Below are 13,267 nucleotides of genomic sequence, written 5' to 3'. Positions count from 1 at the left end.
TCTTACTCCTTTCTAGATTCGGCAGTAGTAGGTATATCTATTACAATCTTCGTCCCTCTACCAGGATTTGAGTCTATATCCATCCTTCCCTCAATCAGCTCAATCCGCTCTCTCATTCCAACCAATCCAAAATGCGCGTTTCGGGTGGCGTCCTGCTCGATTAATTCACTGTGAAACCCAACGCCGTTATCTTGAATAATGAGTGAAATATGCTGTGGCTGATAGTTAATCTCGAGCTTAATATGAGAAGCGCTAGCATGCTTCAACGCATTCGTGAAAGCTTCTTGTACCAATCGGTATATGGCAGCTTCCATTGCGGAGGGCATTCGAGCGTCTTTGCCAATCAGCTCGAATACGGTATGTATTTTCGTTTTCTCTTCAAAATCCTGTGTGAACTTTCGCAGCGTCGGAACAAGTCCCAGATCATCCAAAGCCATTGGGCGCAAATTGAAAATGATTTTGCGGATCTCCTCCAGCCCAGAGCGTACTTGTCCTTTCAAATCTACTAATTCTTCCTGCACCATCACAAATTCCTGCTTGATAAGCATTCGTTCTGCAATTTCTGTTCGAAGCACGATATTGGCGAGTGATTGCGCTGGTCCGTCATGAATCTCTCTAGCAATTCGTTTGCGCTCTTCCTCTTGGGCCAATATGATCTTCAACCCAAGCAGCTGCCTGGTTTTGGCTGATTCGATAATTCGCGTAACCTGATTCAGATCTCCGGCTAAATACTCAAGCACGACATTTATTTGCGACGCAATCGTTTCTGCGCGCTCAATGGAGTTTTCTACATTGCGTACTCGCTTCTGCAAATCATCCCGCCTTGCCTTTAGATAGGATTCCTTCTCGCGGTATACCATCAGGTCAAGCTGAATTTGCGTTGCCTTCTCATAGGCTGACTTTATATCATCTTCCTTGTAGCGTACAAAATCCCTGCTGACCTCCGTCAGCCTTATCCGCGCACGGCGATAGTCTTGTTCGAGCTGATCAACCTTATCGATCGTCTTCACCGTTTCCTGAAGCACGATTTCAAGCTCCTGCTCCAGCGATTCTAGCTCCGTGCGCGCTGATTCACATATTTCATAAATTTGATATTTGCTGTCTTCCATGACTTCGATTGCATTTTTAATGACTCGATTTATATCGCCCGTAAGGTGGTCCACTGTAGATCGGCAACCTTTCTGTATTAAAGGTTAATCTACTCTATCATACCACAGATGGGATATCTTTCGTCCATCGTTAATCGATGGTAATCTTTTTCGTTTTCCCGTCATAGCCCACCTTTAGACCTAGTTTTTCCGAAAATAGGCGTACCGGGATCAAGGTGCGATTATTGCGAACAATCGGCGTCACCTCTGAGGTTTGCTTCACGCCATTCAGAATGAGATCCTTTTTACCTAGTGTCATCTCCATCAGTTTATTGCCGCGAAGCACCGTTACCTGACCCGTCTGTCCATTGAACAGAAGCTGGGAGCCCATGGCGTCTGACACAAATCTAACCGGCACGTAAGTGATCCCGTTAAGCACGAGTGGCGCAGAGTCCAGCTTCAACGTTTTGCCATTAACCGCAGCGGTCGTATTGCCTACAGTCATTTCGACCTTCGTCTTCGTATCAACCGTTACTGAAGGCGGATATTGGAGCTTCATATTATCTAGTCCGATTGAACCTACCGGAAGCCGCTCATCTTGGCCTTCCGCAATGGTAACCACATAGATTCGCTTAAGCTTTACGGGAAATTTCATTCCGGCCGATGATAAATTCACCTTAACGTTTTTCCATCCCGTGAAGTCCAGCTGCTTGGCTAAGTCGAGCAGATGTGCTTTTCCGTCCGCGTCAATGAATTCTGCGCGTACCCAGTTCAAGCTGTTGTCGCCGAAAAGATCTACTGTCATGGAGGTAGGCGAACCCTCTATGGAACGGCCGTTTGTATTAAACACAGCGTAGGATGCCTTCGTTCCCGAGCCATTCGTGAAATCGTAATCCAATCGCAAAGCCTTGGCCGAGGTTTGTCCCGCAAAATCGGAGACAAGCTTCACGCCGCCCACCGTCGCATCCACGGGAGTGACCTGGGACGTAATTGGATAAGCCGTTTTTTCGAAATCCTCGAAGGTGCTGACCGCTTCACCTTGCGTAAACGGAATCATGGCCGGATACCCGTCATAGCGGGCAATTGCATAACCGGTTGTTGTTCCGGCATTTACCGATTGTACGGTTATGCTGTCTCCGGCAACCGCTGCGTTAAATCCAATGAACTCCCATTTCACGGAGTCAGCGCTGAGCTTGTGCGTGCTTCCGTTTTTCAGCTTAATGGTCAGCGGAGCAGTAATCGTCGCTCCCTTTGCCAATACGCCTGCCGTCGTGTCAATGGAGAGAGAAGCGATTTGTTCCTGTCCGATCACTTCAATATCCTGCTTGGTAGTAATCGCCCCAGCCTTCACGCTAAGCGTCGCCTTGCCTGCTTTCGCAGCCGTAAACTCATTGCCTTTGAAAGTGCCGATCGCCTTATCGGAGGTCCATACCGCCGATGTATTGTCTACATCATACGGATTGTAATAAGTGTCATATCCCTTCAGTGAATAAGACGACTTTTGGCCTATAAGCATCACGTTTGCGCCGCTGACATTTATGCCTTTTAGTGTGCCTTTCGGAGCAGAAGTAAAGACGCCAATTCCGTTAGCGACACTTCTTTGCGTGGAACCGTATTGCGTGGAGTGCGCCAGTTGCAGCGCATAATTGCCAAGCGGCCGTTCAATCATCGTCGTTGAGCCGCCGCCGTCTAGGTTGACCCCTTTAAAAACACCCAGCTGCAGCATGACTTGCTGAAGCTCCTTTAAGCTTAATCCGGTATTGCCGTTAAAACGTTCACTGGTGATCAGATATACCTTAGATCCATCCTTTGAGTAGCCAACGCCAGATCTCGAAGTATATGACGATCCGCTAACGCCTGTAATATCACGCGAGAACGGTGCTGCCGTACCTGCATTAACGAGCAGCGTATGGCCTCCTGCCATCATCTCAAAAGAGTTCGGATCAGCCTTCGCTCCCGTTGTCTGGGATACGAGCGAGTAATTGGCTGTAATCGGCTGACCGATCTGCAAATGCTCCTTTACGTAAGTCGCGGCAGTGCCGTGCGTGCGAAGGATGTAGCCGTCTTCAGGCGCTTTGCCCGCAATTGCTGCGTCGATGGATATCTCTTCGATTACTCCGTTGCGTACCAATACTTCCGTCGGCGTAGAGCCCGAATTTTTGGGGCGCTCGGTTCCTCCCCATGCACTCGTATAAATATACATCTTATTCACATGGCTGTAGCTCGAGCCTGATGTCTCAGGGACGTATGCCGACTGGTTAACCCCTTCTAGCTCAAAGGTCGAGCCATCTGCCGCCGTAACCATGCCTTCGAAGGAATAGTTATCGATCATCGGCTTCCGATCCTTTGATACCGAGAACGCGTACATCCCCTTCAGCTTGGATGGGCTTGACATAAACATGCCGCTTGCGATTTGCCCCCCCATCGGCGCGCCTTCATTGCCCATGACGAACACGTCCGCATTAATAGCTGCGACTGCCCCATTTTCTTTGGCCATATTAAGTATCGTGTTGACTTGTCCAATGCTATTGTTTTTTCCGCTCATCGCATTTAAGGATACGTACGGATTCGATAGATCGATTTCAATGACATGCACGTCGGTTTGAACCTTAGAGCTTCCTCGCGTTGTATGGAACACGTAGTCTAAGCGTTTGGCTCCTGCCGTAACAAACGATTGCTGTGACAGTTTAAGTACCGGATCGCTGGCCGCAGCCGATGTAGTTGCTATAACGGACTTTTGCCAGCTTCCTGGCAGTAATGAAGCCATGGGCTGCACCAGCAGCGCTCCGCCCAGCATAACGATAATAATCCGTTTCCCCAATCCTTCTGACTGCCGTTCATTGTTCTTTTGAGCCTTAACCATTAGATTTGCAACTCTCCCATCCATTAATCTAATAGTTATAGACTACAAGAATGATAGAAAAGTTACGTCCGATAGAAGACTGCTATCGCTTTTCCTTGACTGATAGATATATGCTATGTGAAAAAACACAAAAAAGCTCCATTCATCCGATTGATGAATGGAGCTTCCTCTTTTTGTTACGGAGTCAGGAAATTCACTTTTTGCAAAAGGCGCATAATCATAATGGTTCCTTCCGCCCGTGTCGCATTCGTTTGCGGGCTTATCGTTGTTGCTGTTTTCCCGCCAATAATGCCGAGGTAGATCGACTTCGCAACGTCTTCCTTCGCCCACGCGCCTACCTTGCCGCGATCCGAAAACTTTTGCAAATACGTGGCGCTGGATTGTGGAAGCTGTACGGTAAGGCCAGCCACTTTAGCTGCCCTAATCATCATAACGGCCATTTCTTGGCGCGTGATCGGGCTGTTTGGCTTAAAGGTGCCATCTGTATTGCCTGCTATAATGCCGGCAGCCGATGCGGCTCCAATGTAAGCACCCATGACGGTATTGGTGTTAACATCCTTGAACTTGCCTGCTGCAGAGCGGTTGCTGCTGAGGCCTAGGCCCTTCGCAATATAAGTGGCGAACTCACCGCGAGTGATGTTTTTGCCTGGCTCGAACTTCGTCGCTGAGCGCCCTTCGACAATGAACTTGCGCGACATGATATAAATGGAGCTTGCTGCCCAGTGCTTGGACAGGTCCGAGAAGCTCGCAGCGCTCGATACAAGCGCATAAGCGCTGTTTCCTTTGCGCTTGAACGAGGCTGTAGTAAGACCGGCATTCGTCGTTAGAACGGTAGGTACATAGGAGATCCCGCCCGTTACTGGATCGAACCAGACGACCGCTGTTTTACCAGAATCAATATTTTGATACGTTTGAATGGTACGCGTAACATATCCATTAAAATCGTTAACGCTCTTCTGCACCGAGCCGCTTATTGCGGTAACGTCATAATGGTATGGACCCGCTATCAACGTGGTGTTCGAACTATTGATTTTGGAACTAATATTTCCAGTTAATGTAGATAAGCCTTGATCGATTCGAACTAGCAAATAACCATTCGCACTACTGCCGCTTAACAATGAATTGATGGTGGAAAAATCGGTTCCATTAAGTTTTAGCTCATAAGTAGTATCTCCGAACTGTACAGCGAAAACGGAACTCGCATTAAGACGATAAGCGGTGTCCAAACCGCTGATTGGAATAGCAACAATTGCTGCACGCTCGGAAGCCGGAACCTTGAAAGCTACTCGCGGTACAGCCAATCCCGCTGTTCGGGCTGTCTGGAACGCTGTAAGCAATTTCTCACCGGATACAGTATATCGGTTCGCCTGTACGCCAGCTGGCGAAACATCCGATGTCATAGAAGCTGCTGACGTTTTTAAGCCAACTCCCCCACCATCAGCTGACTCATAGTCTCCGGATAAACCGTCTAATACAGTCGTTTGGTTAGCTGCGATAATATTCGTGAAGCTATTGATAGCCGCACCGCTATTCGCACGTAAACCTGAAGAGGTCGCATAGTAAGTAACATTAACGGCTTCCCCTACTAAAAATGCGGATGACATGGTTAGAATAACGGATGACCCACTAATATCCACTCTTGCTATTGTTTTCGATACATCGTTTCCCCTTACAAGAAATTGAACAGTAGATGGTACATAGCTGCTGTTTAACGACTCCGTAAAGTTAATGGTTAACGTCGTTCCTTTCGCTATTAAACCGTAAATGTTCCCGTTCTGCCCGCCGCTTGACGAGCCCCCTGACAGCGCGTTATTAAACGACGAAGCCGCATTCCCGGCTAAGTCCGCAATTAAGTTTACAGAAGCAAGGTAGGAAACGGAAATAATTTGCCCTGCATTTACGGCCGACGATAAGGTCAACAATACCGAATCACCTGAAATTCTAACTTGCAGTACGGATCGTGCGATGTTGTCAACCAATACGCCAAATTGTCCGACTGAAGGAACGCTTTGTGTATTTAAAGTTTTATTGTATTTTAATGTCACGACGGAACCACTGAAGCTAACCGATTGCAAAGTCGGTAGCCCGGTATCCGGTACGCTGTAGATGCTATAGCTTTTAATAGAAGCCAAATAATTTCCAGCACTATCCCTTACAGGGTAGGAGCCCGGCGTGTAAGATACATATACGGTTTGATAATTTTGAATCGTTCCGTTAATTGTCAGCAGAATGTTACTGCCTTTGCTTGATATCGAGGTTGCATTATAATTGACTCCGCCTACATTTACCGAAAATTGCAAGTAAGCATAACTATTTACGTTCGCTAGCTCTTTATCAAAGGAAAGCGTCAGCGCTGTTCCTGATGCGCTGCCGCTCACCAGGACAGGAGGATTCGTGTCTTTAGCTCCTGACACATCCTGATTAGCCACACTCAAAGCTTCATTTCCTGAAAGATCCTGAATGAGTCCTACATTGGCTTTAGAATAAGAAAGTTTAACTACTTGTCCGGCAACCACAGGGTTGGATAATGACAGATATACGGCTTCCCCCCTCACCTGCACCCCAATAACCGAACGCGGTGCTCCGTTAACCGTCACATAGAAGCTGCCCGTTGATGGAGCTAGGTAAGGATTCAGATCCTCGTTATAGGTCATCGTAATTGTAGATCCGCTCCACTCTAGCTTACCGAGCAGAGGCGCTGTCGTATCTGAGCCAAAGGTATGGAATGTCCACTGGTACTCATTCAGAATACCGGCGAATGTATTACCTGCCAGATCTGTAACTGCACTGGCATCGATAGTTACATAATACGTGGTGTTTGCGCTTAATGCCTGCGTTGGCGTAATGATTAATGTGTTCGAATAAGTAGCGTCAACGTAATAAGATGCTGGAATCGTTGGAAGTGCATTGTTGCCAACGGGATTGAAAGTAATCGTACCCGTTGCGCCCTTCTTGATCGACTCGCTGAAAGCCGCGGTAAACACCTGATTCAGACCAACAGAAACCGCGTTGTTAAGCGGATTCAGTAATGAGAGCGTCGGTCTGGTCGTATCCTGTGATACAGTGAAAGCCCAGCTATTGGAAGAGGTTATGCCGTTATAATGATTGCCTGCGGCATCTCTTATGGCACGATTGCCGATTGTGACATAATATTTTGTATTATTTACAAATGCTTTCTCTGTTTCACCGGCAATCGCCTTATTCGCATCAATCGTTAACTGATACGTACCTCCACCGGTCACGCGTTCAGACGTGATCGGAATTGACCGGAATAGGCTGCCTGTTACCGAATCCCGGACTTCAATATTGCCACTGCTCGGAAATACCGGTTCGTTAAATGTAATTTGCAACAAAGAGTTGAGGCTTGTAATTGAGCTGCCTGATACGGGCGCAACAGCGGTTGCGGCAGGCGGCGTAGTCTCATTGCCTGGATCGGTGCTGAAGTTCCACACAGACGCTCCTGATATGCCGTGGTACCATTGGTCGCCGCTTGGATCTGTCTGAGTGAACGCACCTGCGTCAATTAATACATAATAAGCCGTATTGGCTTCCAGATTAGAGCTTGGAGTAATCTTAACCGTGTTGTTCACGACGGTGATTCTGGAAGAAAGCGCGCTGAAGCGCTCAAATGTCGTATTATTGCTAATTCTACGAATTTCGACATTTTTATTTGCACGTGCTTGCACGTTTTTATCGAAAGTGATCGAGAGTGCAGTCTGAATGGGTACTGACGTTGCGTTATCAGCAGGTACGAATGGAGCTGCGACATTCACTGGAGCTGCAGCTGTCGTAAAGCTCCATGAAGCACCATTATAAAGATTTCCTGCTGCATCTTGGAAAGCCGTATTTGGAACCACAATCGTATACGCTGTGTTCGGCTGCAGAGCTGAAGGAGGTTGTATCACGATCTGATTGGTCCCGCTGCCTCTTACTGCGTTGGAAGTAACGGCAATCGTTCGATTGTCTTCCGTCGAGTTGATCAATACACTCCCGCTTGCTACATAGATCGGTTCATCGAATGTGATAATAATCGGCGAAGTTATGGCAGCCGAAGCTCCAGTTGGAGCAAGCCCTGTATGGCTCGGTCTGGTTGTATCAACAGCCGCAACCGTTCGAAAGTTCCAGTTGCTCGCGCTAATGATTCCTGCGAAGCCGGCTCCATTAGATTGATTGACGAATGCTCCGGCATCAACCAAGATGTAGTAATTCGTATTTAAGGCAAAATGATTAGTCGGGTCTATAGTGACGACACGTTGAGATGAATCAATCGAAATGCGGTTTGAGGATAATGGTATGCTCTCCACTAAATTGCTCGTAGCATAATCATAAATGGAGACAGCAGTTGAGCCGGAGCCTTTGCTAACATTTTCATCAAAAGTCATCTTAAGATCGCCTGAGATGGATACATTAATTAAATCATCCGCCGGACTGAGGCTTATGACAGCCGGGCCTGTTGTCGCGGCAGACACCTGCTGCGGTTCTGATCCCCAGCCTGCAAGACTTAGTTGGAGCAGCAGCATAATGGCAATAAATGATGAAAGCTTGCTCGTTCGATTCATTTCAATTCACTCCTCAAAAAATTACACTCGTACCTTATTTGTCGGTTACTTCACATGAAAAATTTAGGTTAAACAACTTATTTGTACCGCATGAAAATAAAAAAAGCCGTTTACAAAGCAGACTAGCTACTTTGTAAACGGCTTTTGACGCCTATGAAGGCATTATAATCAACAACCAGCTTATACGCCGCTTTGAACGCCAGCGTCTGCTTTAAGCTTCTCTGCTTTGTCTACGCGCTCCCAAGGGAGATCGATATCCGTACGGCCAAAATGTCCGTAAGCAGCAGTTTGTCTGTAAATTGGACGACGAAGGTCAAGCATTTTGATAATGCCTGCAGGACGAAGGTCAAAGTTGCTTGTGATCAAGTCTACAAGCTTATCTTCTCCGATTTTGCCTGTTCCGTAAGTGTCCACGTTGATCGAAACCGGTTGAGCAACACCAATGGCATAAGCCAACTGGATTTCGCATTTGTCAGCAAGGCCGGCTGCAACGATGTTTTTAGCTACATAACGTGCCGCGTAAGCCGCTGAACGGTCAACCTTTGTAGGATCCTTGCCGGAGAATGCGCCGCCGCCATGACGAGCATAGCCACCATACGTGTCAACGATGATCTTACGGCCAGTTAGACCAGCATCGCCTTGTGGTCCGCCAATAACGAAACGGCCAGTCGGGTTGATGAAATATTTGGTTTCTGCATCCAGCCATTCAACCGGAACGACCGGTCTAATGACATGCTCAAGAATATCCTGTTGGATTTGCTCCAACGTAATTTCTTCCGCATGCTGCGTTGAAACAACGATCGTATCTACGCGCAATGGCTTGCCATCGGCATATTCAATCGTAACTTGCGTTTTACCGTCAGGACGAAGGTATGCAAGCGTCTCGTTCTTACGAACTTCAGACAGACGACGAGCAATGCGATGTGAAAGCGCGATTGGAAGCGGCATAAGCTCAGGTGTTTCGTTTGTTGCAAAACCAAACATAAGACCTTGGTCGCCTGCGCCGATATCTTCGTTTTCTTGCTTCATGTCTTTGCCATCACGAGTCTCAAGCGCTGCGTTAACACCTTGCGCGATATCAGCCGACTGTTCGTTAAGCGATGTCAATACTGCACATGTACTGGAGTCAAAGCCGTATTTGGCACGCGTATAGCCAATTTCTTTGATTGTGCGGCGTGCAATTGCTGAAATATCAACATAATCAGCACGGCTGCTAATTTCACCAATAACTAAAACAAGTCCTGTTGCTACTGAAACCTCACATGCAACACGCGCATGGGGATCTGCTTCAAGGAATGCATCCAAAACAGCATCGGAGATCTGGTCACAGATCTTATCCGGGTGGCCTTCAGTAACGGATTCCGATGTGAACAAGTGGCGTCCTTTAACCGACATTCGTATCAACCTCCTACAACCTTAGTATGAAATAAGTGCGGACATTCTACACAAAAAATGAACCTTTTCCCGAAGGAAAAGGTTGTTTGACAACTCTTCTAAAACAGTATGATACCGAAAATGTCGCTTTGTGTCAATGGACGCCACGTTTTTAACCAGTTATTGGTACCCATTTAATACGGATTCAGCTTGGGCGATCAACCTTTTTGTGATCTCGCCTCCGACAGAGCCTGCTTGGCGGGTGGATAGAGCAGACCAATGTACGCTATGTCCGCCGCCAGCGCCTGATTGGGCTCCCAGCTCTCCAGCGAATTCCGAATCAGCTCCGGTACCTGCGTAGGCTCCCGAGGTTAATCCAAATTCTGCGGCAATTTCATATTTTAACTGGTTTAATGCAGCTTTGCTTGTTGGAACGACTACTTTATTCGAACGACTCATGAATAACACCTCCAAATGGATATGAACACAATCCTATTGTGTGTCCAACCCCATGTTTTGAAGCGTATAATCTATTGTCAGCTCGGGTAAAATGTAGCTTAATCATCCATATTATTGTAACGTATAGCTGCCTTTAACCAATACGGTCAGACCGTTTTTCTGGTTCGGGTCCGGCAATATGCCACGTCCCGCGCGGGGGAATAACAGCAAGTGGTTAGTTGGAACCGCTTTGCCCTTTGTTAAATCCGTGCCGCCAGTCAAATCTGCAATTCCGCTTGCATCTGAGCTGTAAGCTATCGCTTTCCCAACGCGCACGATGACCTCTGTACCTTGCCCGGCCATTAATGTCTTTCCAGCAGGTACCGTTACGACTTCTAGCTCGGAATCGACAGCAGGCGTTGATCCGCCCCCTGTAGAGCCTCCGTTATTGTTGCCAAGCAATGCATCTACATAGCTCTTTGTAACAACTGGGTCCTCCGCTGAGCCTGGAGTGAGCGCATTTGATTCCGCTTCAAGAGGCGAAGCAAAATTCACGCCAACCCACACTCCAGCTCCTACCAATACAGCTGCTACAATTCCCCGTGCAACGTTCTTTTTCACTAGTAGCTCTCCTCTCTCTTTCAAGCGTCTCCTAATAGGATACTAGATTGAAGAAGGAGAAACCAGTTTTTTATCCTTATTGGTGAGTTCCGTCAAGCCAGTTTGTAATCCCCGAGAAGCGAATTGGAAGACTTGCTAGCTTCTTGCGGTTGCCGTTAAACGTTTCGTATACATTCAACGTATATTCTTCCCACAACAATGTGTCTCCCATTTCCTTGTTTACTTCTGAGTAGTTAGCTCCTGCTTTCCATTTCACGCTTTTTTCCTCTTTGCCGTCTAGATCAATTAGTTGAGAAATAATGACTTGTTTAGTCGGCTCATGCTCAAGCTCAAAAGTAAATTGTGATTGTGTATATCCGTCAAAGTTCAAATCCTTCGTAACGTTAGCCCCGATATCAATGTCCATCCGGCTGCCATTCAACCAAACGTTAAAATGATTCATATCGACAACGTATGGTCCAACTTTTATATTCTTGAAGCTTGTGCTGGCAACCGTTTCTGCAGGCAAATTGAATTGTGCTGCTCTCAAGAAGCCCTTGGCAGTTCCAGTACCAATCAAGAGCCCATTGTCATCGAACGCTTCGCCTAACACAAGTTGGATATTGGTGCGATCAACGTTTTCGGGAAGCTCTGTCCACACAACGAGCTGGTCTTTGCTTTCCGATTTAATATTATTCGTTGCTTTTGTTATTTTTGCTTCGTAAAGGTTTCCGTCAATCGTCTTGAAGTATCCCGTAAGCATTGGCAACGCGCCGCTTCTTTTTTGCTTATTAGTCAATTCCATGGTGACAGCATAAACCTCAGCTTTGTCCCCCGTATACGTTTTAACATCCGTAATTAAAGCATTAAATGGAGAACCGTTGTTAATTTGTGAAAATAACGTACCTGCTTCAACCGTTTTAATTGGTGTGATTGCTGATTTGGTCAATTCGCCAATTTCAGTTACCGTCTCACCAGACTTCTGAGAGAGCTTCAGCTTGAACTTGCTCCACGTATAGTTATATGGAATGGAGCCCACATAGCTGATCGTTGTAGAAGTTCCAGGCGCTAAACCAATGTCCCCAGTCTTTTTGATTGCTTTGCCTTGCAATTTGATACTGTCATCAACAATGAGCAAGCCCGATAAATCAGGAAGCGGTAGGAATACAGATCCTTTATTTCTAACGATAAGTTCCGCTACGACATTGTCATCATTATTCCAAGGGAAGCGTTGAATATTGCCGATTTCAATTTCATATGTCCCGTCGTCATTCGTGAATGTTGTTTTGGTTGATGTAGACGTTGTTGTCGTAATTTTGAAAGGAATGTCGAAGCTCGCAACCGGCAAATCGATTTTATTTGTTTCCGCACCTACAGTGTTCGTAATAATGAGCTTCCAACCCGTTGCAGCAACCGCAAGCGGTATACTTCCTGTTAGTTGGACATCATTAAGCACTGCAGGCTCAAGCACCAATGTTTCATCTGTTTTATTTCTTAGTGCCAGCTTATATAATCCTTTGGCTGTTTGTGCATAATAATTGTATTGAGGAAGTGCAATACCGAATTTACCGGTATTTCTAGCCACATATGTTAAGTTAAAATTGTAGTTTTTCGCAGACTTAGTAACATTGATTTGATCGATGCGGAAATTGACTAGTGAATTATTGACTAAAACACCTTTATAACCGCCCGCTTTAACAAAATTTGTGTAGCTTTTTGGAAATGTATACTGCGCAATCGTTTTCTCGTATCCGGATACGCTAAAATCGAACTTAATCACGTTGATTACGAGCTGATCAAGCGTTATTTTAGAACCGACTTCACTGTAATATGTAAGCGTGGTTGTCGTTTTGGGAAGAGCCTTTTTCTTCTTATCCGAATCAAGTAAAGAAAGGGTATATTTTGTCCCGCCAGTTGTTTTCAATCTAGCCCAGTAATCAACCAGATTAATGGCATTGCTGTCACCGTTATAGATTGTAAAAGTAAAGCTAGCTGTTGCGCCTGTCGTGCTTGGTATAAGATTTGCGTCAGTTAGCTGAATATATGATGCCTTTGTCAAATATACCTTTTTGAAAACATTGGCTGCTGCCGCATCTGCTTTAGTTGTCGGAACCGAATTTACGACAACAACTAATGCAAGTAAGAGCGAAAGTAGAGTAACCATTCTTCTAAACCTTGTTCGCATTTTCATTTCACTCCGTATCTTTGGATTTATATATAAGACGTCAAAAACATAAGTTATGTTTCGCTATCTCATAAAAAAACGTGATTTAACCTCCTCAATTAAAGTAAATACGAATATGAATCGAATGATTTCCTTTTTAATTAATATACCACCTTTTTAT

General features: G+C 46.1%; 7 protein-coding genes. All 7 read right to left on the bottom strand.

Annotated features, from left to right (window positions below):
* Nucleotides 1–2 precede the first annotated feature (2 nt).
* The 7 genes from AC0YN3_RS16130 to AC0YN3_RS16100 all read right to left on the bottom strand — a co-directional run bounded on the left by AC0YN3_RS16130 (nucleotide 3) and on the right by AC0YN3_RS16100 (nucleotide 13,107).
* On the bottom strand, nucleotides 3–1,163 hold the full coding sequence (locus tag AC0YN3_RS16130) for a sensor histidine kinase (RefSeq protein WP_441945166.1): 1,161 nt from the start codon (nucleotides 1,161–1,163) through the stop codon (nucleotides 3–5).
* A gap of 76 nt (nucleotides 1,164–1,239) precedes the next feature.
* A complete protein-coding gene (locus AC0YN3_RS16125) occupies nucleotides 1,240–3,951 on the bottom strand; it encodes a stalk domain-containing protein (protein ID WP_475776030.1) in 2,712 nt (903 codons plus the stop codon).
* Between the two features lie 176 nt (nucleotides 3,952–4,127).
* Nucleotides 4,128–8,510 (bottom strand): Ig-like domain-containing protein, encoded by a 4,383-nt coding sequence (locus tag AC0YN3_RS16120; protein WP_475776029.1) that lies wholly within the window; start codon nucleotides 8,508–8,510, stop codon nucleotides 4,128–4,130.
* Between the two features lie 180 nt (nucleotides 8,511–8,690).
* The gene (gene metK / locus AC0YN3_RS16115; RefSeq protein ID WP_183568354.1) at nucleotides 8,691–9,905 is read right to left on the bottom strand and encodes a methionine adenosyltransferase; all 1,215 of its coding nucleotides are present in this window, start codon (nucleotides 9,903–9,905) and stop codon (nucleotides 8,691–8,693) included.
* 159 nt (nucleotides 9,906–10,064) lie between these two features.
* The gene (locus AC0YN3_RS16110) at nucleotides 10,065–10,343 is read right to left on the bottom strand and encodes a small, acid-soluble spore protein, alpha/beta type (RefSeq protein WP_475776028.1); all 279 of its coding nucleotides are present in this window, start codon (nucleotides 10,341–10,343) and stop codon (nucleotides 10,065–10,067) included.
* A 111-nt stretch (nucleotides 10,344–10,454) separates the two neighbouring features.
* Nucleotides 10,455–10,943 carry a hypothetical protein gene (locus AC0YN3_RS16105; protein WP_475776027.1) on the bottom strand — a complete coding sequence of 163 codons (489 nt, stop codon included), beginning with the start codon at nucleotides 10,941–10,943 and terminating at the stop codon, nucleotides 10,455–10,457.
* A gap of 76 nt (nucleotides 10,944–11,019) precedes the next feature.
* Nucleotides 11,020–13,107 carry a hypothetical protein gene (locus AC0YN3_RS16100; RefSeq protein WP_475776026.1) on the bottom strand — a complete coding sequence of 696 codons (2,088 nt, stop codon included), beginning with the start codon at nucleotides 13,105–13,107 and terminating at the stop codon, nucleotides 11,020–11,022.
* Nucleotides 13,108–13,267: the final 160 nt, after the last annotated feature.

The sequence above is a fragment of the Paenibacillus sp. J22R232 genome (assembly GCF_056269165.1).
This window is presented reverse-complemented; position numbering and strand designations above follow the sequence as displayed.